Source organism: Terrabacter ginsenosidimutans, assembly GCF_039539425.1.
Lineage (GTDB): Bacteria > Actinomycetota > Actinomycetes > Actinomycetales > Dermatophilaceae > Terrabacter > Terrabacter ginsenosidimutans.
Map to the genome: position 1 here is coordinate 423,203 of NZ_BAABDC010000001.1, position 25,195 is coordinate 448,397.

Sequence of the window (25,195 nt, forward strand, 5' to 3'; positions counted from 1 at the left end):
GGGAATCGGTCCCATCCGATCCTGCTGGCGCTCCGAATCCCTTGACGACGGCTGCCGCCGCACTGAGGGGTCCGGCGGCAGCCGTCCGAGGCGAGGCGCACCGACGCCTCGCCGTTGCGCGGGGGACGCGCACGGAGGCCCACCTGACGCGCGGCGTCAGGTGGGCCTGGTGCGAGCCGGCGGGCGCCGGCGGCGGCTCAGCGCAGCGGGTTGAAGGGCGCGAGCTGCTCGGGGGCGCGGCCCGTGACCATCTGCTCGGCGAGCAGGCGGCCGGTGACCGGACCGAGCGTGATGCCCCACATGCCGTGACCGCCGGCGACGAAGACCTTGGGGTTCTTCGAGGCACCGATGAGAGGCAGGCCGTCGATGGTGCACGGGCGCGAGCCGACCCACTCGTCCTGCCGGTGGTCGAGGTCGGCGCCCTGGAGCAGCGGACGGGCCGACTCGACGATGGCCTTGATCCGTCGCGGGTCGAGGTCGGCCTCGGGCTGGCGGAACTCCATCATGCCGGCGACGCGGAGGCGGTCACCGACCGGCGTGCACGCGACGCGGGCGGCCGGGAAGTAGACGGGGCCGTTGGGCAGGTCGTCGACGGCGACGCTGAAGGAGTAGCCGCGCCCGGCCTGCACGACGCGCTTGACGCCGAACTCCCGCGCCAGCTTGCCGAGCCACGCGCCGGTGGCTACGACGACGGCGTCGTAGTGCTCGGCCTGGCCGAAGTCGTTGGTGACGAGGACCCCGGTCGGGGTGTCGGTGATGCGCGAGACGGCGCTGCCGGTGACGATCTTGCCGCCGCGGGCGGTGACGGAGTCGGCGAGGGCCGCGACGTAGGCGCCCGGGTTGATGAAGCGCTGGCCGTGCAGCACGATCGCGGCGCCGATCTCGTCGGAGAGGGCCGGCTCGATGGCGCGGGCCTCGTCACCGGACAGCACGTCGAAGGTGATGTCGCCGCCGGAGGCGTGGATGTGCTCGATCTCCTCGAGCAGCGTCTGGCGCTCCTCGGCGGTGCGGTAGGCAGCGGTGAACGACTTCGCCTCGTAGGTCTCGGCGTCGACGCCGCCGGCCCCGAGCAGGTCGAAGCTCTGCAGCGACAGGTCGTTGACGGGCACGAGCGCGCCCATCGCCTGCTTCCAGGCCGTCATCGTGCTGTGGCGGGTGAAGCCGGTGACGAAGCGGAGGAAGTCCGGACGCGCGCTCGGCGGCACGTAGACGGGCGAGCTCGGGCTGAGCACGGCGCGCAGGCCGTACTTCAGCACGGCTGGCTCGGGCAGCGGGGTCGCGATGCCCGGAGTCAGCCAGCCCGCGTTGCCCCAGGACGCGCCGGCAGCCACGCCGTCGCGGTCGATGACGGTGACCTCGACGCCGCGCTCCTGGAGGAACCAGGCGGTGGCGAGACCGACCATGCCGGCGCCGACGACGGCGACGCGCTCGGGGACGGGGGTACCGGCGGGGGTCACGGCGGGCATGCGATCGACTCCTGTGTCAGGTCTGTGGGTGGCCTTGCATCCATGGTGGGGCCCCCCGCAGGCGCAACCGTGGTGCTGGAGCGCCAATGTTTGCCACTTGTGTTGTGTGGTCAGCACAACACGGATCACTATGGTCGTATGCCGTCCGTCCCGTCCCGCTCGACCCGACGGTCGGCGACCCGCACCTCGTCGACGACCCCGGTCGGCCTCCCGGTCACGCAGCTCGTCGGCACCCTCGGCGGGGGCCTGCTCACCGTCGTCGTCGACGCCGGCGGCCCGGCCGTCGACGACGTGACCTTGGCCGAACCGGGATCCGGCGTCTTCGGCCAAGCAGGCGATCTGCTGCTCGGCGTCGGTGTCGAGCGCACGGCCGAGGCGAGTGCACTGCTCGAGGGTGCAGCGGCCGTGGACAGCGGCGCGGTGGTCCTGCGCCGGAGCGCGGCGCGCAACCGGCAGGTCAGGGCGACGGCCGCGCGCCTCGGCGTCAGCCTCGTCGAGCTGGCCGACCACGCCTCGTGGGCGCACGTCGTCTGGCTGTTGCGCGGCGTCCTCGACCGCGCTGCGAGCGGACCCGCCGTCCGGGCCGAGGGTCCGGTGCTCGACGAGCTCTTCGTCCTCGCCGACGCCTGCGCGGCGCTCGTTGCCGCGCCGATCACCATCGAGGACACCCAGTCCCGTGTGCTCGCCTACTCCTCGACGCAGGACGTCGCCGACCCGGCCCGGGTGTCGACCATCGTCGGCCGCCGGGTGCCTGAGGAGGTCATCGCGGGCCTGCGCGGGCGGGGGGTGTTCCGGCGGCTCGCACGCTCCGACGAGCCGTTCTTCGTGCCGGCGGGGCGCGGTCTGGGCGCGCGCGTCGTCGTCCCGGTCCGGGCCGGCACCGAGTGGCTCGGTTCGATCTGGGCCGTCGTCGACGAGGAGCCGCCCGAGCAGGTGCTGGCGTCGCTGGCGCAGACCGCCGCAGTAGTGGCCCTGCACCTGCTGCGTCTCCGGTCGCAGGCAGACCTCGCCCGGCGGGTCTCGGCCGACCGGCTGAGGGCCGTGCTCAGCGGCGACACCCTCGAGGCGGAGGGCTGGCTCCCGCCGCCGCCCTGGCGCGTCGTGGTGCTCTCCGGGGCACACCGCGACCGCGGCAGGGTCACCGGCGAGGGCTCGCCGCGCGACACCGAGCGTGAGCTCGACGTCTGGGAGTCGGCAGCGCGCCGTCGGTCGTGGCGCCAACCACTGCTCGCGATCTTCGACGGCGTCGCCCTCACCCTCGTGCGCGACGTGCCCGGTGACAGCTCCCCCGGCTCGTGGGAGTGGCTGCACGGCGTCGTCGAGGAGATCGCCGGTGTCGCCCCCACGGCCACGGCGAGCGCCGGCGGACGGGTCTCGCGCACCGTCGATCTCGACCGGTCGCGGCGCGAGGCGACCGAGGTCCAGCGCCTGCGCGACGTGGGTCGCGTCACGGGCACGACGACCACGGTCGAGGACGCCTGGGCCGCGGTGACGAACGCCCGGGCCCTCGGCGGCATCTGGACCGAGGAGCTGCTCGGCCCCGTCGCGAGGCTGCGCGAGCACGACGAGGCCCACCACACGGCATACCTCGAGACGGTCGCGGCCTGGCTCGACCACCCGGGCGACCCACGGGCGGCCGCGGCACGGATCCACGTGCACCCCAACACGCTGCGCTACCGCATGCAGCGCCTGTCGGACGTCGTCGACCTCGACCTGCACGACCCCGAGACGCGTCTGGCCCTGCGCCTGCAGCTGCGCGCGCTCGGCCACTGACCCGGACCGACCGGGGCTCAGCCCTCGCCGAGGTGCACCGTGCCGTCGGGGTCGACGCGGAAGTTCGGGTTGTGCACGAGGTCCCAGCGGAAACCGTCGGGATCGGCCACGCAGGCACTGACGCCGCCCCAGTCGCGCACGGTCGGGACCGCCACCGACGTGGCGCCGGCAGCCAGGGCAGCGGCATACAGCCTCTCCACGTCCTCTGCCGCCGCCACGTTGTGTCCGAGCGAGACCGGCGGGGCGGACGGTCCGTGCGCGACGTCGCCGTACTCGCCCGGCATCCGGGTGACGTCCCAGAGGGCCAGGAGCTGGCCGGGGGCGCACTGGACGAAGCTGATCTCGCCCGCGAGGTGCAGCACGGAGCGAAAGCCGAGACCGTCGACGTAGAACGCGCGCGAGCGTTCGACGTCCCTGACGCCCAAGGTGATGGCGGTGATGTCGGGAGCCGTTGTCATCAGACCACCGTAGGGCCGACCGCCGACGTCGCCGCCCTGTAAGGACCGGGTAACCGCTGCGTCATGGAGTGGGCGCCCGCCGAGGACTTGACTCGTTCTCGAACCGGTCACGGGGATCGGTCGAAAGGTGGAAACCCATGTCTCACAGTCTGACTCGCACGGTCATCAGGTGTCTCGGCGTGGCGGCAGTCGCCGTCCCGGCGCTCCTCGCCACTGGCGCAACCGCCCTGGCGGGCGGCGTCTCCGGGCCGGCGTTCTACGTCGACCACCAGCTCTACCGGACGGTCGCGACACCGACCGACCTCAGCGGCACCGGCGCCCCGGCCCAGTCGTGGGACACGATCTACAGCTTCGGCGCCGTCCAGCGCAGCGTCGCGACGGCAGCGCCCGGCGACCCCGGCTTCAACGGCGGCCGCTGGCAGGTGCACGCCGTGTCGCTCACGGGCACGTATGCCGCCGCGCTGGCCGCCGGCGACCACGACGCCGACGGCGTGCTCGACGCCGCCGACGAGGTGCAGGCCGCCATCGCCGCCGGCGCCCTCGTCGACGACGGCGTCGTGAAGTACTTCGTCTGCACGGTCAACCCGGTCCCCCACGGCCAGGCCTGAACGCACACCCGAGCACACACCCGAACACCGACCCGGAAAGCAGTCGGGGGAGTCACACCCTGTGGTGTTCCTCCCCCGACGTCCGACCGGTTACCCCCAACTGTTCGGTCGAGCTCAGTGCCCGCCACCCAGAAGGTCGCGAACTTCTGACTCGCGGTACCTCCGGTGCCCGCCAAGGGTCCGGATCGAAGTCAGCTTGCCTGCCTTGGCCCAACGAGTGACCGTCTTGGGGTCCACTCGGAACAGGGCCGCAACCTCGGCAGGAGTCAGCAGCTTCTCGGTCTCGTGTCGATCCTGAGTCGTCATTGTCATATCCCCACCACCCTGTCGCTAGGTGCAGCGACACGCATGTGCCCCAATCGGGGCTCAGTAAAGCAAGGGTAAAGTCTCCGCCCTGCGAATGGCAGTTAAACACTGAAAAGAGTCAAATCGTCCCGCTTTCACAGGGAGTGGTGTATTGGTGCCAGCGCCCCCGGGAGGGCGATTCGGGGCCCTGGCCGGCACCGGATCGGGGCGATCGGCCTCCCAACGAGGGGCTGCCGAGGCGCTGCCGAGGCGCTGTCGAGGCGCTGCCGAGGCCCTGTCGAGGCGCTGTCGAGGCGCTGCCGCCGCCCATCGGCGAGCCGCGGGTACGCCGTGCGCGGGATTCGCCTCACTCATGTAGCGTTAGGCCCACGAGAACACACACATTCCCGGGACCGCTACGCAGACATCGGGGAGCCATCCGGCTCTTCGAGGGGCGATGCCGTCCCGGCACGACGCACGAGGGGGTCACGCCATGGGGCGCGGCCGAGCCAAAGCCAAGCAGACCAAGGTCGCACGGCAGCTCAAGTACTACACACCCGACACGGACTTGAGCGCGCTGGAGCGTGAGCTGCACGGGCCGTCGCAACGCGACGTCTCCAACCAGCCACGGTCCGTCGACGACGACGAGTACGACGAATACGGGAAGTGGGTCTCGGGCGAGCGCTGAGCTCGCCCTCCCCCTTCCGTCTGCACCTCGTGCGTCGGGTGTTCGCACCCGGCGCGCGATCGGTGCTGCCCGGTCCGTTCGATCACCTCGCGGCAGCCGAGTCATGGCATGCCAGCGCGACGATTCGATGCCCGCACGCCCTCCGGGGCGCGCGGGCTTTCGTCATGGGCGGTGGCGTATGCCGTGTCGCCCGGTCGCGGAGGCAGGTCTCGCGGGCGCGTCCTTCGGGCCGCGCTCCAGCACCCCGAGCGTCCGGCTCGTCCGGCTCGCGGCCGTCAGGCAGCCGGGTGGCTGCCCACGACCTGCACGGCGCCGCCCTCGACACCCTTGGCGCCACGCACGATCTCGACGCCGTCCGCGAACAGGCCGGCTGACTGCGCCCGCTCCTCCGTCGCGACCTCGCCGAGACGCCAGGCCCGGATGCCGCGTGCTTCGCTCAGCTCGATGGCGCGAGCGGCCTGGGCCTCGGGCAGCACCGCGACGAAACCGATGCCCTGGTTGAGGGTGCGCTCGATGTCGGCCTGCGGCACCCGGCCGAGGTCCTGGATGGTGCGGAAGACGGCGGGCGGGGTCCACGTGCTGCGCTCGACGCGGGCGAACATGCCGGTGGGCAGCACCCGCGCGAGGTTGGCGGCGAGCCCGCCGCCGGTGACGTGGCTGAGGGCGTGCACGTCGACGCCGTCGGCGGCGATGAGCTCGAGCAGCGGCCTGGTGTAGATGCGGGTCGGCTCGAGCAGCTCCTCGCCCAGGGTGCGGCCGAAGTCGTCGACCTGGCGGTCCAGCTGCCAGCCGGCACTCGCGACGACGCGGCGCACGAGGCTGTAGCCGTTGCTGTGCAGGCCGCTGCTCGCAAGAGCCACGACGACGTCGCCGTCGGCGACGCGCTGCGGCCCCAGCACGGCGGCATGCTCCACGACGCCGGTGGCGGCTCCGGCCACGTCGTACTCGTCCGGCTCGAGCAGCCCCGGGTGCTCCGCGGTCTCGCCGCCGACGAGGGCGACGCCGGCCTCCTCGCACGCCCGCGCGATGCCGCCGACGATGGCGGCGATGCGTTCGGGCACGACCTTGCCGGTCGCGATGTAGTCGGTCATGAAGAGCGGCTCGGCGCCGCAGACCACGATGTCGTCGACGACCATGCCGACGAGGTCGAAGCCGATCGTGTCGTGGACGTCGAGGGCCTGCGCGATGGCGACCTTGGTGCCGACGCCGTCGGTGCTCGTGGCGAGGATCGGACGCGTCATGCGCGCGATGGCGCTGGCGTCGAACATCCCGGCGAAGCCGCCGAGGCCGCCGAGCACCTCGGGGCGGGTCGCGCGGCGCACCGACGCCTTCATCAGCTCGACGGCCTTGTCACCCGCCTCGACGTCGACACCGGCGGAGGCATAGGTGATGGGGGCGTCGCTCACGCGCCCAGCCTACCGGCGCTGCCGGGACGCGCTCTCGCGTGGCTATCGTGTGGTCCGATGACCCACACGTCGGACCTGCCGGCACCCCCGTCCCCCAACGGCCGGGAGGTGTTGGTCCCGCGCTCCAGGTCCGCGTGGCGCCACTGGCTGGCCGAGCGCCCCGACCGCACCGAGGGCGTCTGGGTGGTCTACCGCAAGAAGTCCAGCCGGCTCGACGGGCCGGGCTACGACGACCTCCTCGACGAGGCGCTCTGCCACGGATGGATCGACAGCCGCGGAGGACGGCTCGACGACGACCGGATGATCCAGTGGTTCTCCCCGCGCCGCCGGGGCGGGCTGTGGTCGGCACGCAACAAGCACCGCATCGAAGCCCTGGAGCGCGCGGGCCTGATGGCCCCGGCCGGACAGGCGGCCATCGACCGCGCGACGGCGGACGGCTCCTGGGCCCAGGCCGACGAGGTCGAGGCGCTCGTCGTCCCTGCCGACCTCGCGACCGCACTGGCCGGGGCTGCGGCGACCGCTGCCTACGAGGCGCTGGCCGACTCGACCAAGCGCCAGTACCTGTGGTGGATCCAGAGCGCCCGACGCCCCGCGACGCGCGCGGCGCGGATCGCCGACACGGTGGGCCGGCTGGCTGCGACCGACGCCGAGGCTGACGTCGACGCCGAGGACTGACGGTCGACCCGCCAGCGGACCTACGGGTGCTGGAGGGCGTTCGCGCCGCCGAGGCCGACTCCGAGGCTGACGCCCTCGACGTCGACCGAGCGGTCGTGGCCGGTGCGGACGGTGAGCGGCAGGGTCTCGAGGACGTGCTTGCCGATGAGGCCGTCCTCAGGAAGCTCGATCGGGTAGCGGCCCGTGAAGCAGGCGGAGCACAGCTCGTCGGCGGGCTGGTTGGTCGCGCCGACCATGCCCTCCTCGGAGATGTAGCCGAGGGAGTCGGCGCCGATCGAGGCCCGGATCTCCTCGACCCCCAGGCCGGTCGCGATGAGCTCGGCTCGCGTCGCGAAGTCGATGCCGTAGAAGCACGGCCACTGGACGGGCGGCGAGCTGATGCGCACATGGATCTCGGCCGCACCCGACTCGCGGAGCATCCGGATCTGGGCGCGCTGGGTGTTGCCGCGCACGATCGAGTCGTCGACGACGACGAGGCGCTTGCCGCGGATCGTGTGCTCGAGCGGGTTGAGCTTGAGCCGGATGCCGAGCTGGCGCAGCGTCTGGGACGGCTGGATGAAGGTGCGTCCGACGTAGGCGTTCTTGACGAAACCCTGGCCGAACGGGATCCCGCTCTCCTGCGAATACCCAACAGCCGCAGGCACGCCCGACTCCGGCACCCCGATGACGAGGTCGGCGTCGACGGGGTGCTCGCGCGCGAGGACGCGGCCCATCTCGACGCGGGCCTCGTGCACGACGCGTCCGCGGATGACGGCGTCGGGGCGGGCGAGGTAGACGTACTCGAAGACGCAGCCCTTGGGCTGGGGCGCCGCGAACTTGTGCGAGCGCAGGCCGTCCTCGTCGATGACGATGAGCTCGCCGGGCTCGACCTCGCGGATGACGGCCGCGCCGATCGTCTGCAGGGCTGCGGTCTCGGACGCGACGACCCAGCCGCGCTCGAGACGGCCGAGCGCGAGGGGACGCACGCCCCACGGGTCGCGGGCGGCATACAGCGTCGTCTCGTCCATGAAGACGAAGGAGAAGGCGCCCTTGAGCTTGGGCAGCAGCTCGAGCGCGACCTGCTCGGGGGTGCGGTCCTCGTCGGCCGCGAGGAGCGTCGTGACGAGCGCGGTGTCGGACGTGTTGCCACGGGCCAGCTCACCGGTGATGCGGGCGCCGCCGAAGTGCTCGTCGACGAGGGCCTTGAGCTCGACCGTGTTGATGAGGTTGCCGTTGTGGGCGAGCGCGAGGGTGCGGCCACCGGCGCCACCGAGCGTCGGCTGCGCGTTCTCCCACGTCGAGCCGCCGGTCGTGGAGTAGCGCGTGTGGCCGATCGCGATGTGGCCGCGGAGCGAGCTGAGCGCGGTCTCGTCGAAGACCTGCGACACGAGGCCCATGTCCTTGTAGACGAGGATCTTCTCGCCGTCGCCGGTCGCGATGCCGGCCGACTCCTGACCGCGGTGCTGCAGCGCGTAGAGCCCGAAGTACGTCAGCTTGGCGACGTCCTCCCCAGGAGCCCAGACGCCGAAGACCCCGCAGGCGTCCTGCGGGCCCTTCTCGCCGGGGATGAGGTCATGGTTCAAACGACCGTCGCCACGTGCCACCCGGCCAGTCTCCCACACCGGTGTGGTCAGTCCGTCCGCGGTGGCCGCAGGCGCAGGGGCAGCTCGGCGAGCACCTCGTAGCGGGGGCGGCGCCCACGCCCCTCGCCCAGGTGGGACTCGACGAGGGCGAGCTGCTCCACCCGCCAGGCGGGCCCCTCCCACGCGTCCAGCGCCCGGATCCACCGGGTCGCCTCGGTGGGCCGGTGGAAGCGGCCCAGGGTGACGTGCGGGGAGAAGCGGGTGCCGTCCGGCGTCGCGCCCACCTTGTTCGAGGCATGGCGTATGCCGTCCGCCACCGCCCCGAGGTCACCGCGCACCTGCTCGACGCCGGCCCAGAGGATGCGGGCGGCATACGGGCTGGGAAAGGCGCCGGCCCCGGCGAGGCGCAGCACGAGCGGGTCCCGGCGCGCGGCGGAGCGGGCGAGCGCCTCGGTCAGGTCGTCGAGGCGACGCTCCGGCACGTCGCCGAGGAAGGCGAGCGTGATGTGCCACTGGTTACGGTCGGTCCACCGGATCTCGGGACCGGCCTCGCGCCTCGGCTCGAGGTGCTCCTCGAGGTCGTCGAGCACGTCGTCGGGAGGGACGACGGCGACGAAGAGCCTCATGGCACGTCGGAGGGCGCGGACGCGGCACCCGAGCCGAGGAGGGCGTCGACGTCGTCGATCCCCCACGCGGCGAGGGCCGCGCGGGTGCCGGCACCCGGCGCGGAGGGTGGGGCGCCGAGAGCGGCCGGAGTGCGGGAGAAGCGGGGTGCCGGCGCGGGCTGGACGATGCCGTGGTGCTCGACGTAGGTGCCGCGCGCGGCGAGGTGCGGGTGAGCGGGCGCCTCCGCGTAGCTGAGGACCGGCGCGACGCAGGCGTCGGTGCCTTCGAGGACGGCGCACCACTCAGCGCGGGTCCGGGTGCGGAACGTCTCGGCGAGCAGGTCGCGCAGGTCCGGCCACTGGCTGGGGTCGAGCCGGTCGGGCGCGGTGTCGGTGAGGTCGAGCAGGCGCAGCAGCTCGGCGTAGAAGGCCGGCTCGAGCGGGCCGACCGCGAGCCAACCCCCGTCGCTCGTCTCGTACACGTCGTAGAACGGGGCGCCGGTGTCGAGCAGGTTGGTGCCACGACGGTCCGACCAGAGGCCCGCTGACACGAGCCCCATGACCAGCGAGGACAGGTGGGCCGTCCCGTCGACGATCGCGGCGTCGACGACCTGGCCACGACCGCTCGTGCGGGCCTCGAGGAGGGCTGCGAGCACACCCACGACGAGGTAGAGCGCGCCGCCACCGAAGTCGCCGACGAGGTTGACCGGGACCTGGGGCGGTCCGTCCGCGCGGCCGATGGCGTGCAGGGCGCCGGTGACGGCGACATAGCCGATGTCGTGACCCGCGGCCCGGGACAGCGGGCCATCCTGTCCCCAGCCGGTCATCCGGCCGTAGACGAGCCGCGGGTTGCGGGCGTGGCAGGCGTCCGGGCCCAGACCGAGTCGCTCGGCCACGCCGGGGCGGTAGCCCTCGACGAGCACGTCGGCGCGTTCGACGAGGGCGAGCGCGGTCTCGAGCCCGTCGGGGTGCTTGAGGTCGAGCGAGACGGAAGGGCGACCACGCCTGAGCAGGTCGGCCTCGGGCGGCAGCGGCACCGGGAGCGACGCCTCCCCGGGCCGGTCGATCCGGACGACGTCGGCCCCGAGGTCGGCCAGGAGCATCGCCGCGAAGGGCGCGGGGCCGATGCCGGCGAGCTCGACGACGCGGATGCCGGCCAGCGGACCGGTCGGGCCCTCGCCGACCGGCGGGGTCACGGCTGGTCGCGACCGGACCGGTCGAGCAGGATCCCGATCACACCTGCCACGCCGGTGCCGAGGAAGGCTCCGAGGGCGCCGATGTAGAGCGCGCCGGTGGTGGTCGTGTAGCCCTGCACCTCGTCGCCCAGGATCGAGATCGCGGCGCCCACGATGAAACCGAGGACGGCGCCGGTGATGAGGAAGCGCTTGAAGTTCGGGATGCGGGGCCGCTCCGGGCGCGTGCCCGGCTGGACGTTCGACGGCAGGTTCGGCGGCGTGGTCGGCGAGGGCTGGGTCACGGGTCAAGCCTAAGCGAGGTGAGCGGGAGGAGTCCGTCGAGGTGCGCGCGCTGACCGCTGGCCCGCACGAGCGCCGCACCGGTGGCGGCCTCCCAGGTGAGGTCGCCGACGGCGAGGCGCAGCCACGTCGCCGCGTCGGTCTCGATGACGTTGGGCGGGGTGCCGCGGGTGTGGACCGGGCCCTCGATGCACTGGACGGCCCCGTGCGGCGGTACGCGCACCTCGACCGTGCGGCCCGGTGCGACGGTCGCGAGCTCCTCGAGCGTGTAGCGCACGGCGGTGGCAGTCGTGCGGCGGTCGGCCGCCCAGTCGGCCGCGCGGCACGCCAGGAGGGCGGAGTGTCCCTCGGCGACAGGGGTACGACGGCGTGGCGGCATACCTCGCAGGTTATCGGCGCCCGGCGACGGCGCCGCCAACGGGCCGCTCGCTCAGCGCAGGCGTGGGATGACGTCGGCGACGACCTCGTCGAGGACGTCGCGCGAGCCCTCGAACGGCCCGGCGGGGCGGGGCCAGTGCGTGATGACGTCGGTGAACCCGAGCTCCGCGGCACGCCCCGCGGCGTCCTCGAAGACGGCAGCGCTCGTCAGCGAGAAGGTCGGCGCCGAGTCGAGGTTGAGGTAGCGGGCGAAGCCGGCGCCCGCCCGGCCCGAGGCGCCGAGCGCGTCGTCGACGCGTCGGCTGTGACCCGCCACGAGGGCCCACCACTCCTCGTCGGTGTCGGCGTTGCCGCCGTAGGTCATCCACCCGTCGCCGCGCTCGACGGCGAGGCGGATCGACTTCGGGCCGTTGGCGGCGACGACGAGCGGCACCCGGTTGCCCGTGTCGCCGCCGCGCACGGGGCCGGGCAGGGTGCGCACGTCACGGGCGGCGTAGAAACGCCCTTCGGCACTGACGTGGTCGTCGGAGAGCAGGCGGTCGAGCAGCGCGGTGAACTCGTGGAAGCGGGCGACCCGGTCCTGCAGCGTCAGGTCCTCGCCCATGATCCGCGCGTCGATGTCGCCGCCGCTGCCGATGCCGAGCAGGAAGCGGCCGCCGGAGATGTCGTCGAGCGCCAGCACCTCACGCATGAGCTGCACCGGGTGGTGGTTGTTCGGCGACGACACGAAGGTGCCCAGCCCGATGCGCTCGGTGACGGCGGCCGCCGCGGCGAGCGTCGGCACCGCAGCGAACCACGGTGACTCGGGCAGGCCGCCCCAGGTCACGTGATCGAAGGTCCACGCGTGGTCGAAACCCATCTGCTCGGCCTGGCGCCACATCGGCGCCGCCTCGGACCACGGGTGCTCGGGCAGGATCGTCAGGCCGAATCGCATGCCCCGACGGTAGTCCCGGACCGTTGTCGTCGGGGGTGTCGGGTCGTAGCGTCGGAGAGGACCACCCGAACCCGTCGAAGGAGCCGTCATGTCCAACCTCGTCGTCCACTTCGAGATCCACGGCTCGGACCCCGCGATCCTCGCCGACTTCTACGGCCGGCTGCTCGGCTGGTCCTTCCAGCAGTTCGGCGACATGCCCTACTGGGCCATCGACACCGGCGAGGAGGCAGGCAGACAGGGCGCCGCCGGGCACGGCATCAACGGCGGCCTGACCCAGCGCCAGGGCGACAGGCCCGCGACGGGCGGGCCCGTCAACGGCGCGAACATCGTGGTCGCGGTCGACGACGTCGACGGCACCTACGCCAAGGGCCTCGAGCTCGGCGGCTCAGAGGCCCTCGCGCCGGCCGACATGCCCGGCGTCGGGCGGCTCGCCTACCTCCACGACCCCGACGGCAACGTCTTCGGCCTCATCTCACCGGTCCTGTCCGACGGCACCACCGCGATGGGGTCCTGACCCGCCGCCTCCTACGCTGGCCCGGTGACGCCAGACCAACGCGCCGACGCCGCTGACCACGTCTCGCTCGAGTGGGACGAGCGCGGCGGCGTCACGGTGCACATGGACGGGTCGCCGCAGTCCCACGTGCAGCCCGATGACCCGACGCTGCTCGTCTTCGAGTACGTCCAGCACCTCGCCCTCGCCGTCGACGCCCTGCCGCCCGGACCTCTCGGGGTCACGCACGTCGGCGGCGCCGGCCTCACCCTGCCCCGCTGGGTCGAGGCGACCCGGCCGGGCTCGCCGCAGATCGTGCTCGAGCCGGACGAGGCCCTGACCGACCTCGTGCGCCGCGAGGTCCCGCTCCCCCGGCGCCACCGCATCCGCGTCCGTCCGGTCGACGGGCTCAAGGGCGTACGAGCCCTCAAGGAGAACTCGGCCGACGTCGTCGTGACCGACGCCTACGCGGGAGGTCGCGTGCCCGCAGAGCTCGTCGGGACGGCATACGCCCACGAGGTCGCACGGGTGCTCAAGCCGACGGGTCTCGCGCTCTGGAACCTCGCCGACGAGCCCGGGATGCGTTGGGTCGCAAGGGTGGTCGCGACGGTGGCCACCTCGCTGCCGCACGTCGCGGTCATCGCCACCCACGAGGTGCTCAAGGGTCGACGGTTCGGCAACTCGGTGCTCCTCGCCAGTGCCTCGCCGCTGCCGGTCGACGCGCTGCGTCGCGAGGTCGCCCGCGCCAACCTCCCCACCGGGATGCGGGACGGCTCTGCCCTGGCCCGACTGCTCGCCGGCGCAAAGCCGTTCGCGGACCAGGGAGTGCAGAGCCCGCCACCTCCCGAGGCCGGGAAGTGGCGGGCTCGCTGAGCCTGCTGGGTCTCAGCCGCCGAAGACCGCCGGCAGGGTGAACTCGTGCGCCGACCTGAGCTCGGCGACCGACACGGAGAAGTGCCCGACGACGTCGAGGTCGCGACCGCCCGTGACCCCGATGCGAGCGTGCGGCACGTCGCCGAGCAGCGCCTCGAACTCGGCCGCGTGGCCGGCGGGCACGGCGACGAGGGCACGCGCGCTCGACTCGGAGAAGAGCGCCGTGAAGGCGTCGAGGGGGTCGCCCTCGGCGTCCACGCCGACCTGGTCGAGACCGTCGACGGTCACGCCGACACCGTGACGCATGCACGCCTCGGCGAGCGCGATCGCGAGGCCGCCCTCCGAGAGGTCGTGCGCAGCCTCGACGAGGCCACCCCGGGCCGCTTCGACGAGGACGTGACCGAGCGCCTGCTCGGCGGCAAGGTCGACCTTCGGCGGCAGGCCGCCGAGGTGCTTGTGCACGACGTGCGCCCACTCGGAGCCGTCCAGCTCGTCGCGGGTCGTGCCGAGGAGGTAGACGTGCGCGTCGTCGCTGCGGAAGCCGGAGCCGGAGCGCTTGGACACGTCGTCCATGACGCCGAGCACGCCGATGACCGGCGTCGGGTGGATCGCGACGTCGCCGGTCTGGTTGTAGAACGAGACGTTGCCGCCCGTGACCGGGATGCCGAGGACCTTGCAGCCCTCGGCGATGCCGCGGATCGACTCGCGGAACTGCCACATGACGCCGGGGTCCTCGGGCGAGCCGAAGTTGAGGCAGTCGGTGACGGCGAGCGGTGCAGCCCCCGCGGTCGACACGTTGCGGTAGGCCTCGGCCAGCGCGAGCTGCGCACCGGTGTACGGGTCGAGCTTGGTGAAACGGCTGTTGCAGTCGGTCGAGATCGCGACCCCGCGCCCCGTCTCCTCGTCGACGCGCACGACTCCCGAGTCGTCGGGCTGCGCCAGCGCGGTGTTGCCGAGGACGTAGCGGTCGTACTGGTCGGTGATCCACGACTTGTCGCAGAGGTTGGGCGAGCCGATCAGCGTCAGCAGCTGGGCTCGGATCTCATCGCCCGTCTGCGGCTTGGCCAGCTCGGCCGTGCCCGCGGCGTTGAGGCCGTCGAGGTAGGCCGGCCGCGCCAGCGGGCGGTCGTAGGTCGGGCCCTCGTGGGCGACCGAGCGCGGCGGCACGTCGACGATGGTCTCACCGTGCCAGGTGATGACGAGGTGCTCGCCGTCGGTGACCTCGCCGATGACCGTGGCCTCGACGTCCCACTTGTCGGTGATCGCCATGAACTGCTCGAGGTGCTTCGGCTCGACGACGGCCATCATGCGTTCCTGCGACTCGGACATGAGGATCTCCTGCGGCTGCAGGCTCGCGTCGCGGAGTGGGACGAGGTCGAGCTCGACCTGCATGCCACCGTCACCGTTGGAGGCGAGCTCGCTCGTCGCGCAGGAGAGCCCGGCACCGCCGAGGTCCTGGATGCCGTCGACGACACCGGCGGCATAGAGGTCGAGGCAGCACTCGATGAGGACCTTCTCGGCGAACGGGTCGCCGACCTGGACGGCGGGCCGCTTCGTCGGGCCACCCTCGTCGAAGGTCTCGGACGCGAGCACCGAGACACCGCCGATGCCGTCACCGCCGGTGCGGGCGCCGAAGAGGATGACCTTGTTGCCGACGCCGGACGCCTTGGCGAGGTGGATGTCCTCGATGCGCATCGCGCCGACGCAGAGGGCGTTGACGAGCGGGTTGCCCTGGTAGCAGTCGTCGAAGACGACCTCGCCGCCGATGTTCGGCAGGCCGATGCAGTTGCCGTAGCCGCCGACACCCGCGACGACGCCCGGCAGGACGCGCTGGGTGTCCGGGTGGTGCAGGTTGCCGAAGCGGAGCGGGTCCATCACGGCGATCGGACGGGCACCCATCGACATGATGTCGCGGATGATGCCGCCCACGCCGGTCGCGGCCCCCTGGTAGGGCTCGACGTAGCTCGGGTGGTTGTGGGACTCGACCTTGAAGGTCACGGCCCAGCCGTCGCCGATGTCGACGACGCCGGCGTTCTCCCCGATGCCGACGAGGAGCTTCTCGCGCATCTCGTCGGTGGTGTTCTCGCCCCACAGCTTGAAGTGGATCTTGCTCGACTTGTAGGAGCAGTGCTCGCTCCACATGACGGAGTACATCGCGAGCTCGGCGATGGTCGGGCGCCGGCCGATGATCTCGCGGATGTTGGCGTACTCGTCGGGCTTGAGGCCGAGCTCAGCCCAGGGCTGCTCGACATCGGGCGTCGTCGCGGCGTGCTCGACGGTGTCGAGGAGGGGCGCCGCCGGCGCCGGCGTGGCGGTCTGGGTGTCGCTCATGCGGTGGCTGCGCTCTCGAGGGTCTGCTTGATGATCGAGGTGAAGAAGCCGCGGCCGTCGAGGCTCGGGCCGTAGCCCTCCTCGACCGCGTGCTCGGGGTGCGGCATCAGCCCGACGACGTTGCCGCGCTCGTTGGTGATGCCGGCGATGTGGCGGTAGGAGCCGTTGGGGTTGCGGCCCTCGGCGTCGGGGACGTAGCGGAAGACGACCCGTCCCTCGCCTTCGAGCACGTCGAGGGTCTTCTCGTCGGCGACGAAGCCGCCCTCGCCGTTCTTGAGGACGATCGTGATCTCCTGGCCTGCCTCGAAGTCCGACGTCCAGGCCGTCGACGCGTTCTCGACGACGAGCCGCTGGTCCACGCAGTTGAACTTGCGGTGGTCGTTGCGGATGAGAGCGCCCGGCAGCAGGTGGCTCTCGGTCAGCACCTGGAAGCCGTTGCAGATCCCGAGGACGGGCAGTCCGCCCTGGGCCGCGGGCACGAGCGCGTCCATGACCGGCGCGAAGCGGGCGATCGCGCCGCAGCGGAGGTAGTCGCCGTAGGAGAACCCACCGGGGAGGATGACCGCGTCGACGCCGCGGAGGTCTGCGTCGCCGTGCCAGAGCGGGACGGCCTCGCCGCCGCACTCGCGGACGGCGCGCGCTGCGTCACGGTCGTCGAGGGAACCGGGGAACGTGACGACGCCGACCTTCACTGCTCGTCGTCCTCCGACTCGCCCGCGCCCTCATCGAGCACGCGCACGGCGACGACGTCCTCGATGACGGGGTTGGAGAGGAGCTTCTCAGCGGCCTCGCGGGCTGCGGTGAGGTGCTCGTCCGTGACGTCACCGTCGACGGTGAGCACGAAGCGCTTGCCCTGGCGGACGTCGGTGAAACCGTCGAACCCGAGCCGCGGCAGGGCGCCGGCGACAGCCTGTCCCTGGGGGTCGAGGATCTCGGGCTTGAGCATGACGTCGACGACGATGCTTCCCATCAGTGGTGTTTCTCCCTGCGCTGGATGGGTGATGGTGGGCGTCCCGAGGGACGGCCCGAGTCTATCGGGCGTCGCGCGGGCGCCCGACAACGTCTCAGCGGGACTGGAGCGCGTCCAGGGCCACGGCCATGGCCATGCCGACCCGCCAGTCGATCGGCTTGCCGTCGGGGAGCGCCGGGAGCGTCACCTGGTAGACGTCCTTGATGCCGGCCCGCTTCGTCGAGTCGAGCGCGACCGAGCCGTCGGGGGCGACGAAGTCGAAGTGGTAGACGAAGGGCCCCGGGATGTCGCCGATGACGGGCACGATCTCCCACAGCCGCCGGGCGACGGCGACCTTGACGTTGCGCTCGGTGCCGACGAACTCGCGCCCGTCGGGAAGCCCGAGCGTCCAGGTGGAGCTGACGAGCGAGGCCTTGAAGTGCTTCTTGAACCACCCGATCGGCCGGCCGTGGCTGTCGACGACGTCGTAGGTGGAGCCCAGGTCGAGCCGTCTGCGGGCCTTGAAGCCGAAGAGCGGGTGAGCCTTAACCGAGTCGGTGAAGAAGGTGACCTGCTCCTTCGCAGCCATCCGCTTCTGCTCGGCGAAGCACAGCAGCCCGAGCTCGGCGCCCGACTCGTCCTGCCGCACGATCTCGTAGCGGTTGACCATCATGGTCAGCTTCTGCCGGAGCAGGTAGCGCTCGGCGGGCGCGTCGGAGACGGCGTCGGCGACGGGTTCGGTCATTCGACCAGCGTGACACAGCCCGCCCGGTGACCCCTGGCGTATGCCGTCACGTCGGGAACGCGCGTCCGACGCGGGTGCCGGGACCTTCGCCTCTTGCCCGCTGCCGTGGTCCGCGCGTTCCTGAGAGGGGGTGCGCCATGACCGACATCCGAGGAACGCGACCTGGGCTCGAACCTGCACCGCGTCAGGCCCATCGGCCGGCGCGCACGGCGTGGGCCGACAACCTCAAGGTCGTGCTCGTCGCCGGCGTCATCGCGGCCCACGCGACGATGGCGTGGACGGGTCTGGGCACCTGGGTCTTCGACGAGCCACCGGTGCGTGAGCCCCTCCTGACCCTGCTGACCCTGGTCACCGCCGTCGTCACGCTGTTCGGCCTGCCCCTCTTCTTCCTCGTCGCCGGCTACTTCACCCCTCGCTCGCTCGAGCGCAAGGGGCTGCGACGCTTCGTGGGCGACCGCGCCGTCCGGCTCCTCGTGCCGATGGCCGCGTTCATCGTCCTGTTCAGTCCCTGGATCGAGTTCGTCGACCCCGACAACGCCGGTTGGCCGCAGGGCTTCCGGGAGTTCGTGCCGCACGTGCTGTGGCCGCCCGCACCAGGGCCGACCTGGTTCCTCGGCGTGCTCTTCGTCGTCTCCGTCGGCTATGCCGGGATTCGCTGGGCCGCACCCCGTCGCCCGTCGGGTGCACGGCCCCTGCGGCTGCGGCACCTCTTCGTCATCGCTGCGCTCGTCGCCCTCACCTCGTGGGTCATCCGACTCGGGGTGCCTCTGGGCGAGGAGCGCTGGCACCTGGCGGTCGGCCAGGCGCCGGGCTGGCTGGCCGGCTTCGTCATCGGCGTCCTGGCCGCCGAGCGGCACTGGCTGCCCCTCGAGGCGGGCCTGGCACGACGCGTGCGGTGGATCTGCTGGACGACCGTCCTATTGGTGGTGGTGGTGATCGCGTCGAGTGGGCCTCTCGGCTACGACATGCAGGTCTACCTCGGCGGTGTGACGTGGCAGTCCGGCCTGCTCGCCGTGATCGAGGGCGTCCTCATCACGACCGCGTCCCTTTGGGTCGTCGACCTCTTCGAACGGCGCTTCGATCGCCAGGGGCCTCTCGGGCGGCAGCTCGCGCGCTCGGCCTTCGCGGCCTTCCTCGTGCACCAGGGCGTGCTCGTCGCCCTGGTGCTCGCCTCTCGTCAGGTCGGCGCCACCCCGGAGGTCTCCTACCTGACCGTCGCCTCGCTCGGGATCGTCGTGTCCTTCGCCATCGGCTGGGTCCTGACGAGACTGCCAGGCGTGTCGCGGATCGTCTGAGCCCCGCGGGCCACGAGCCGACGGGGGCCGCGGCGCCCTGTCGTCAGAAGCTCTCGCCGGTGAGGCGCTCGTAGGCCTCGACGTACTTCGCCCTGGTCTGGTCGACGACGTGCCCGGGCAGCTCGGGCGGGGGGCCGCCGGCCCTGCGGTCCCACCCGGACTCGGCGGAGGTGAGCCAGTCGCGGACGAACTGCTTGTCGTAGGACGGCTGGGGGTGCCCGGGCTCCCACAGCTCGGCCGGCCAGAAGCGCGACGAGTCCGGTGTCAGGACCTCGTCGGCGAGGACGAGGCCCCTGGAGCCGTCGGGCGCGACCCCGAACTCGACCTTCGTGTCGGCGATGAGGATGCCGCGCTCGGCGGCGATCTCGTTGCCCCGCGCGAGGATCGCTCGGGTCAGCCGGGACACCTCGGCGGCGACGTCGGTTCCGAGCTCGGCCTCGACCTCGTCGGGAGACATCGGCAGGTCGTGCTCCCCCACGGGCGCCTTGGTCGTCGGCGTGAAGACCGGCTCGGGCAGCCTCGACCCGTCGACGAGTCCCTCGGGGAGGGCGACGCCCGAGACGGAGCCCTTCTCGCGGTACTCCTCGAGGCCGCCGCCGGTGAGGTAGGCGCGGGCGATGGCCTCGACCTTGAGCATGTCGAGCTTGCGCACGAGCACCGCCCGCCCGGCGACGGCGTCGGGCACGTCGGTCGAGACGACGTGGTTGGGCACGAGGTCCGAGAGCTGGTCGAACCACCAGAGCGACAGCCGGGTCAGCACGGCTCCCTTGTCGGGGATCTCGGGCGACATCATCCAGTCGTAGGCGGAGAGCCGGTTCGAGGCCACGAGGAGCAGCTGGTCGGGCACGACCTCGCCCTCGGTGTCGAGCGGCGCGTAGAGGTCGCGCACCTTGCCGGAGTAGACGTGCTCGTAGCCCGGCAGTTCAAGCGGTAGGTCGGTCACGCGCACAGCCTGCCACCTCCTCAGACGATCGGGCAGCGCGCGTTCGGGGGGAGTGGGCAGGTTCATGTCAGGGCCTCCTTGAGGGCATCGATCTCGATCACGTCGGTGAGGCTCCGGCGAGCCCGGTGGAGGCGGGACTTCACGGTCCCCTCCGAGACGCCGAGCGCGCCGGCCGCCTCGGCGATGGAGCAGTGCGACCAGAGGACCAGCTCGATCGCCTCGCGCTGCACCGCGGGGATGCGCTTCAGGGCGAGGTGCACCTCGCTCATCTGCCGCTCGTCGTCGACGCGCGCCGCCGTGGAGCCGGCATGGTCGGCCGAGACCGCGCTGCCGGCGTCCGCCTCGATGCGACCGTGCAGGAGCCGGAGCCGCCGAGCTGCGCGCGCCGCGTTGGCACACTCCTGGCCCGCCATGACGAGCAGCACGGCGCGCGCCGTCTCGGCCCGAAGCTGGTCCACCGTGCCGCTGCGCGCCCGTCGCCAGACGGCGGTGAAGGTGGCCTGCACGACGTCCTCCGCAGCCGCCCAGGACGCCGTGCGCCGGAACGCGAAGTTGTAGACGGCGTCGCAGTGCCGGCGGTACAGCTCCGTCAGCGCCGCATCGTCCGCCCCGGCCAGCCGGGACCACAGCGCGCGGTCGTCGGGGACTCCGCCGCGCTCGGTCACCGGGCCTCCTCGGAACGCCGTCATGGTGCTCATGCCAGGAAGAGTCCGGCTGGGGCCCATCGGTTCGCCTCAGCCGGCGATGATCTCCCCGCGCTCGGCGCGCAGTGCGATGTCGGTGCGGTGGTGCGACCCGTCGAGCTCGATGACGGCGACGGCGTCGTAGGCCGCCTGCCTGGCCTTCTCGAGCGACGGTGCGACCGCGACGACGTCGAGCACCCGCCCCCCGGCCGAGACCAGCGCGCCGCTGCCGTCGAGGGCGGTGCCGGCGTGCAGCACCACGACGCCGGGCACCTCGGTCGCGGCGTCGAGCCCCGTGATCGGGTCACCCGTGCGGGGGGCCGCCGGGTAGCCCGCCGAGGCGACCACGACGACGACCGCGTGGTCGTCCGACCAGCGGAGCCGGCCGAACTCGGCGAGGCCACCCGTGGCGGCGGCGAGAAGCAGCTGCGCGACGGGTGTCTCGAGGCGGGCCAGGGACGCCTGGCCGTCGGGGTCGCCGAAGCGCGCGTTGAACTCGATGACCTTCGGCCCGCGCGAGGTCAGGGCGAGACCGACGTAGAGCACTCCGACGAAAGGAGCTCCACGGCGGCGCATCTCGTCGATCGTCGGCTGCGCCACCCGCGTCACGATGTCGTCCGCAAGGCCGGCCGGAGCCCAGTCCAGCGGCGAGTAGGCACCCATGCCGCCGGTGTTGGGGCCCGCGTCGTCGTCTGCGACGCGCTTGAAGTCCTGGGCCGGGGACAGGGCGACGACGGTCTCGCCGTCGCTGATGCAGAAGACGGACACCTCGGGCCCGTCGAGGAACTCCTCGACGACCAGGCGGCCGTCGGGCTTGGCGAGGCAGGCCTTCGCGTGCTCCACGGCCAACTCCCGCGAGTCCGTGACGACGACGCCCTTGCCCGCCGCGAGGCCGTCGTCCTTGACGACGTGGGGCGCCCCGAGCGCGTCCAGCGCCGCCTCGACCTCGCCCATCGTCGTGCAGACGTGGGCCAGCGCGGTCGGCACGTCGGCCGCAGCCATGACCTCCTTGGCGAAGGACTTGCTGCCCTCGAGACGGGCGGCCGCCGCGGACGGGCCGAAGACGGCGAACCCGGCCTCACGGCATACGTCCGCGACACCGGCGACGAGCGGGGCCTCCGGACCCACGACGACCAGGTCGACCTCGTGCTCGCGCGCGAGCGCGGCGACGGCAGCCCCGTCGAGGATGTCGACGGGCACGCAGAGGGCGGTCGCGTCGATCCCCGGGTTGCCGGGCGCGGCGATGACCGCGTCGACCTCTGGATCGGCCGCGACGGCCTTGACGAGTGCATGTTCACGGGCGCCGGAGCCGAGCACGAGGACCTTCACGGCGCTCAGCCTAGGGGGCGTCGAGGCGAGCGAGGAGGCGTGCCCGGACCGTGGGCCACTCGTCCACGAGGATCGAGTGGACCGCCGTGTCGCGCCACGTCCCGTCGGGCCGGCGCACGTCGCGGCGGGTGACCCCCTCGAAGACCGCGCCCAGCTTGAGGATGGCAGCTCGCGATCGCGCGTTGACGACGTCGGTCTGGATCTTCACCCGGCCGAAGCCGCACGTCTCGAACGCGTGCGCCAGGAGCAGGAACTTGGCTTCCGGGTTGACCTGCGTGCCCCACCACCGGGAGCCGTACATCGTCCACCCGAGGTGCACGTGCTCGCGTCCGGTGTCGACGTCGCCGAGCGAGCTCGAGCCGACGACGGTGCCCGCCGGGCCGAGGTCGCCGTCGGCGACGAGCCTGATCGTGTATGCCGTCCGGCCCGTCCCGTCGGCCGAGCGGGCCGCGACCGCGGCCGCGACGAGCGCCTCGGTCTCGGCGAGGGTCCGGTGTGGACGCATCATCGCGAAACCCTGCTCGTAGCACCGGGGGTCGGAGTAGACGTCGAACAGTCCGGCGGCGTCGGCAGGGGTCGTGACGTCGAGCCGGACGAAGCGGCCGACGAGCGGCGCGCCGGTTGGCGGGACACAGGCCTCGGTGAGCATGAAGTGACAGTAGACTTGATGGTTCCCGCGCCGCCCGAGGCGCCCCTCAGAGCCCATGGATGTCAGTGAGCACTTCGAACGCATCGTCACAGCGGAGCAGCGCGCCCGGTTCGCGGGGCGCGTCTCCGGTGTCGACCAAGAGCATCCCCGACGAACTCGCCCGCGAGATCGCCGTCGAGCAGGCGCACGTCGACCGGGTCCACGAGGAGCTGGAGAAGGCCGGCGTGCGCGCCGACAGCGTCCAGGCCGAGGGGCTCGCCCGTAGCCAGTTCGGCCGTCAGGTCGAGGTCGGCGACGCCGAGGGCGCCGCCCTCTTCGAGCGCGACGCCCTGATGTTCCACGCGGCCAAGCGGCGCACGGCGCTCGACACGCAGTACGAAGGCCTCGTCTTCGGCCGGCTCGACATCGACCACGCGATGCTGCGCGCCGACGCGTCCAGCGGCAACGGCCACCGTCGTGCCGACGGTTCGGACGGCCCGGGCGGTTCGGGTGGTTCGGACGGTTCGGGTGGTTCGGGTGGCGACCGCGAGGTCCGCTACATCGGGCGCCTGGGCGTCCGCGACGACGACTACGAGCCGCTCGTCATCGACTGGCGCGCGCCGGCGGCATCCGCCTTCTACCGGGCCACGCCGACCCAGCCGATGGGGGTGCTCCGCCGTCGTGTGCTGCGCAGCCGGGGCACCACCGTCATCGGCATCGAGGACGACCTCATGGTCCCCGAGGCGCCCGACGACCTCGTCGTCGTCGGCGACGGTGCGCTCATGGCGGCCCTGACCCGCAGCCGTGGCGGGGTCATGCGCGACATCGTCGCCACGATCCAGGCGCACCAGGACGAGGCGATCCGCGCCAGTGCCCGCGGCATCACCGAGATCACGGGCGGTCCCGGCACCGGCAAGACCGTCGTCGCGCTGCACCGCGCGGCCTTCCTGCTCTACTCCGACCGGCGCCGCTTCGAGTCGGGCGGCATCCTCGTCGTCGGCCCCTCCGGCGCCTACACGGCCTACATCGAGCGCGTGCTGCCCTCGCTCGGTGAGGACAGCGTCATCCTCCGCGCCCTCGGCGACGTCCTCGACGTCGTGCACACCGAGCGCCTCGACTCCCCCGCGGTCGCGCGCACCAAGGGCTCGACCCGCATCCGGACCCTGCTCGGGGCCGCTGCCCGCGGTCGGGTGCCCGGGACGCCGACCGAGTTCCGGGCCATGGTCGCCGGTCGGGCCGTCCGGCTCGAGGCCCGCGACCTCGACCGCGTCCGCTCCCAGGTGCTGCGCCAGCACCAGCGCAACACCGCCACCGCCGCCGCCCAGGACGCTCTCGGCGAGGTCGCCTGGGCCTCGCTCGGCATCACCGGGGACCGCGAGGCCAAGGCCGAGTTCCTCGACAAGTGGGAGGACCACCTCGACGTCGAGGCCTTCATGCAGGTCTGGTGGCCGCAGGTCGACCCGCGCGAGGTGCTGCTCTGGCTCGGTGACCCCGAGCTCGTGCGCCGCCACGCGCGCGGCACCCTGCGCGACGACGAGATCGAGCCCCTCGCCGCCTCGTTCCGCCTCGCTGTCGAGACCGGCACGTGGTCGGTGGCCGACGTCGCCCTCATCGACGACGTCACGGCACGGGTCGGACCGGTGCAGGAGGCGCCCAAGGAGGAGCGCGGTTTCTACGAGATCGAGGAGCTCGAGGACCTCAGCCAGTACGGCGTCACGGAGGTGCAGCCGGTGGTCAGCGCCGCTCGCGACGCGGGCGCGCCGCTCGTGCTGACCGACCCGCGCGAGAAGCTCCTCGCCGGACGCGTCGGCAAGCCGGACGAGTACGCCCACGTCCTCGTCGACGAGGCCCAGGACCTCTCCCCCATGCAGTGGCGCATGATCGGCCGTCGAGGGCGGTATGCGTCGTGGACCGTCGTCGGGGACGCCGCCCAGGCGTCGTGGCCCGACGCCGCCGAGGCCACCGCTGCGCGCGAGGAGGCGTTCGGCTCGCAGGCACGCCAGCTCTTCCACATGGACACCAACTACCGCAACGCGCGGGAGATCTTCGACTACGCCGCCGACGTCGTGCGCCGTCAGGTGCCCGACGCCGACATCCCGCAGGCGGTGCGCGAGACGGGCATCGAGCCGGTGGAGGGACCGCTCGGGCCCGACCCCCTCACCTCGGTCCGGGAGGCGGTCGAGTCGCTGCTCGCCCAGGTCGAGGGGGCGATCGCCGTCATCACGCCGTCGACCCACGCCGCGCGGCTCGCTCCGGTGGCAGACCTCGGCGGGGGGCGCGTCCAGGTCATCGACCCCATGTCCACGAAGGGGCTCGAGTACGACGCCACCGTCGTCGTCGACCCCGACGAGATCACCCGCGAGTCGCCGGGCGGGGTCCGCGTGCTCTACGTCGCCCTGACGCGAGCGGCGCACCGGATGACCGTCCTGGCCTGATCCGCGACCCGGCCGGACCCCGAGCCGGCGGCGGTGTCGGGCCTCACGTCGCGAGCGTGGGGAGGGGTCGGTTCGGCCGGCTTTCAGCAAGGTAAAGACTTGTTCAAGGATTCTTCGAACCATCGACTCACCCTCGAACGGGAGGGATGATTACTCCAACGTCAAGGAGCGCGACACCACC

General features: G+C 72.5%; 26 protein-coding genes. 8 read left to right on the top strand and 18 right to left on the bottom strand.

The window, feature by feature from the left end:
• Positions 1-197: 197 nt before the first annotated feature.
• Positions 198-1,466, bottom strand: a complete 1,269-nt coding sequence (locus tag ABD831_RS02085) for an NAD(P)/FAD-dependent oxidoreductase (RefSeq protein ID WP_344940807.1) — start codon at positions 1,464-1,466, stop codon at positions 198-200.
• Between the two features lie 138 nt (positions 1,467-1,604).
• On the opposite strand from ABD831_RS02085, the gene ABD831_RS02090 reads away from it, so the two are divergent.
• Positions 1,605-3,239, top strand: a complete 1,635-nt coding sequence (locus ABD831_RS02090) for a PucR family transcriptional regulator (RefSeq protein WP_344940809.1) — start codon at positions 1,605-1,607, stop codon at positions 3,237-3,239.
• Positions 3,240-3,256: 17 nt separating this feature from the next.
• On the opposite strand, the gene ABD831_RS02095 is transcribed toward ABD831_RS02090, so the two are convergent.
• Positions 3,257-3,697, bottom strand: coding sequence for a VOC family protein (locus ABD831_RS02095; protein WP_344940813.1), 441 nt, complete (start codon positions 3,695-3,697; stop codon positions 3,257-3,259).
• Between the two features lie 179 nt (positions 3,698-3,876).
• Here ABD831_RS02095 and ABD831_RS02100 point away from each other — a divergent pair, with 179 nt between their 5' ends.
• A complete protein-coding gene (locus ABD831_RS02100) occupies positions 3,877-4,305 on the top strand; it encodes a hypothetical protein (RefSeq protein ID WP_344940816.1) in 429 nt (142 codons plus the stop codon).
• Between the two features lie 114 nt (positions 4,306-4,419).
• Here the strand turns inward: ABD831_RS02100 and ABD831_RS02105 are convergent, their stop codons facing one another.
• The gene (locus tag ABD831_RS02105) at positions 4,420-4,611 is read right to left on the bottom strand and encodes a BldC family transcriptional regulator (protein WP_045191048.1); all 192 of its coding nucleotides are present in this window, start codon (positions 4,609-4,611) and stop codon (positions 4,420-4,422) included.
• 472 nt (positions 4,612-5,083) lie between these two features.
• Between ABD831_RS02105 and ABD831_RS02110 the strand changes: the two genes are divergently transcribed.
• The gene (locus ABD831_RS02110; protein ID WP_030199226.1) at positions 5,084-5,278 is read left to right on the top strand and encodes a DUF3073 domain-containing protein; all 195 of its coding nucleotides are present in this window, start codon (positions 5,084-5,086) and stop codon (positions 5,276-5,278) included.
• A 275-nt stretch (positions 5,279-5,553) separates the two neighbouring features.
• On the opposite strand, the gene purM is transcribed toward ABD831_RS02110, so the two are convergent.
• Entirely contained in the window at positions 5,554-6,684 is a 1,131-nt protein-coding gene (gene purM, locus ABD831_RS02115) for a phosphoribosylformylglycinamidine cyclo-ligase (protein WP_344940820.1), read from the bottom strand.
• 57 nt (positions 6,685-6,741) lie between these two features.
• Here purM and ABD831_RS02120 point away from each other — a divergent pair, with 57 nt between their 5' ends.
• Positions 6,742-7,359 (top strand): YdeI/OmpD-associated family protein, encoded by a 618-nt coding sequence (locus ABD831_RS02120; protein WP_344940822.1) that lies wholly within the window; start codon positions 6,742-6,744, stop codon positions 7,357-7,359.
• Between the two features lie 20 nt (positions 7,360-7,379).
• Here ABD831_RS02120 and purF read toward each other — a convergent pair whose 3' ends face one another.
• The 6 genes from purF to ABD831_RS02150 are packed head-to-tail and all read right to left on the bottom strand — an operon-like array spanning position 7,380 to position 12,313.
• Positions 7,380-8,942, bottom strand: a complete 1,563-nt coding sequence (gene purF, locus ABD831_RS02125) for an amidophosphoribosyltransferase (RefSeq protein ID WP_344940825.1) — start codon at positions 8,940-8,942, stop codon at positions 7,380-7,382.
• Between the two features lie 26 nt (positions 8,943-8,968).
• Positions 8,969-9,547: an RNA 2',3'-cyclic phosphodiesterase gene (thpR, locus tag ABD831_RS02130; RefSeq protein ID WP_344940828.1), complete on the bottom strand. Its 579-nt coding sequence runs from the start codon at positions 9,545-9,547 to the stop codon at positions 8,969-8,971.
• On the bottom strand, positions 9,544-10,722 hold the full coding sequence (locus tag ABD831_RS02135; RefSeq protein WP_344940831.1) for a CaiB/BaiF CoA transferase family protein: 1,179 nt from the start codon (positions 10,720-10,722) through the stop codon (positions 9,544-9,546). Before ABD831_RS02135 ends, thpR begins: the two co-directional genes overlap by 4 nt.
• Positions 10,719-11,003, bottom strand: coding sequence for a hypothetical protein (locus ABD831_RS02140; RefSeq protein ID WP_344940834.1), 285 nt, complete (start codon positions 11,001-11,003; stop codon positions 10,719-10,721). Before ABD831_RS02140 ends, ABD831_RS02135 begins: the two co-directional genes overlap by 4 nt.
• Positions 11,000-11,380: a sterol carrier family protein gene (locus tag ABD831_RS02145; RefSeq protein WP_344940837.1), complete on the bottom strand. Its 381-nt coding sequence runs from the start codon at positions 11,378-11,380 to the stop codon at positions 11,000-11,002. Before ABD831_RS02145 ends, ABD831_RS02140 begins: the two co-directional genes overlap by 4 nt.
• A 51-nt stretch (positions 11,381-11,431) precedes the next feature.
• Positions 11,432-12,313, bottom strand: a complete 882-nt coding sequence (locus ABD831_RS02150) for an LLM class flavin-dependent oxidoreductase (RefSeq protein ID WP_344940841.1) — start codon at positions 12,311-12,313, stop codon at positions 11,432-11,434.
• 88 nt (positions 12,314-12,401) lie between these two features.
• Here ABD831_RS02150 and ABD831_RS02155 point away from each other — a divergent pair, with 88 nt between their 5' ends.
• A complete protein-coding gene (locus ABD831_RS02155) occupies positions 12,402-12,827 on the top strand; it encodes a VOC family protein (protein WP_344940844.1) in 426 nt (141 codons plus the stop codon).
• 24 nt (positions 12,828-12,851) lie between these two features.
• Positions 12,852-13,676, top strand: coding sequence for a spermidine synthase (locus tag ABD831_RS02160; RefSeq protein WP_344940847.1), 825 nt, complete (start codon positions 12,852-12,854; stop codon positions 13,674-13,676).
• A gap of 12 nt (positions 13,677-13,688) precedes the next feature.
• Here ABD831_RS02160 and purL read toward each other — a convergent pair whose 3' ends face one another.
• From purL to ABD831_RS02180, 4 genes are all read right to left on the bottom strand, one after another.
• Entirely contained in the window at positions 13,689-16,007 is a 2,319-nt protein-coding gene (gene purL / locus ABD831_RS02165) for a phosphoribosylformylglycinamidine synthase subunit PurL (RefSeq protein WP_344940850.1), read from the bottom strand.
• A complete protein-coding gene (gene purQ, locus ABD831_RS02170) occupies positions 16,004-16,699 on the bottom strand; it encodes a phosphoribosylformylglycinamidine synthase subunit PurQ (RefSeq protein WP_344940853.1) in 696 nt (231 codons plus the stop codon). The genes purL and purQ overlap by 4 nt, the downstream gene beginning before the upstream one ends.
• Complete coding sequence (purS, locus tag ABD831_RS02175; RefSeq protein WP_344940856.1) at positions 16,696-16,977, bottom strand: phosphoribosylformylglycinamidine synthase subunit PurS; 282 nt, start codon at positions 16,975-16,977, stop codon at positions 16,696-16,698. Before purS ends, purQ begins: the two co-directional genes overlap by 4 nt.
• A 94-nt stretch (positions 16,978-17,071) precedes the next feature.
• Positions 17,072-17,701: an LURP-one-related family protein gene (locus tag ABD831_RS02180; protein ID WP_344940859.1), complete on the bottom strand. Its 630-nt coding sequence runs from the start codon at positions 17,699-17,701 to the stop codon at positions 17,072-17,074.
• 137 nt (positions 17,702-17,838) lie between these two features.
• On the opposite strand from ABD831_RS02180, the gene ABD831_RS02185 reads away from it, so the two are divergent.
• Complete coding sequence (locus tag ABD831_RS02185; protein WP_344940862.1) at positions 17,839-18,996, top strand: acyltransferase family protein; 1,158 nt, start codon at positions 17,839-17,841, stop codon at positions 18,994-18,996.
• A gap of 43 nt (positions 18,997-19,039) precedes the next feature.
• On the opposite strand, the gene ABD831_RS02190 is transcribed toward ABD831_RS02185, so the two are convergent.
• The 4 genes from ABD831_RS02190 to ABD831_RS02205 are packed head-to-tail and all read right to left on the bottom strand — an operon-like array spanning position 19,040 to position 22,600.
• The gene (locus tag ABD831_RS02190; RefSeq protein ID WP_344942999.1) at positions 19,040-19,945 is read right to left on the bottom strand and encodes a phosphoribosylaminoimidazolesuccinocarboxamide synthase; all 906 of its coding nucleotides are present in this window, start codon (positions 19,943-19,945) and stop codon (positions 19,040-19,042) included.
• 56 nt (positions 19,946-20,001) lie between these two features.
• Entirely contained in the window at positions 20,002-20,637 is a 636-nt protein-coding gene (locus ABD831_RS02195) for an RNA polymerase sigma factor (RefSeq protein WP_344940865.1), read from the bottom strand.
• A 36-nt stretch (positions 20,638-20,673) separates the two neighbouring features.
• Positions 20,674-21,951, bottom strand: a complete 1,278-nt coding sequence (gene purD, locus ABD831_RS02200) for a phosphoribosylamine--glycine ligase (protein ID WP_344940868.1) — start codon at positions 21,949-21,951, stop codon at positions 20,674-20,676.
• A 10-nt stretch (positions 21,952-21,961) separates the two neighbouring features.
• Positions 21,962-22,600, bottom strand: a complete 639-nt coding sequence (locus ABD831_RS02205) for a GNAT family N-acetyltransferase (protein ID WP_344940871.1) — start codon at positions 22,598-22,600, stop codon at positions 21,962-21,964.
• Positions 22,601-22,728: 128 nt separating this feature from the next.
• On the opposite strand from ABD831_RS02205, the gene ABD831_RS02210 reads away from it, so the two are divergent.
• Positions 22,729-25,014 (top strand): HelD family protein, encoded by a 2,286-nt coding sequence (locus tag ABD831_RS02210; protein WP_344940874.1) that lies wholly within the window; start codon positions 22,729-22,731, stop codon positions 25,012-25,014.
• Positions 25,015-25,195 lie beyond the last annotated feature (181 nt).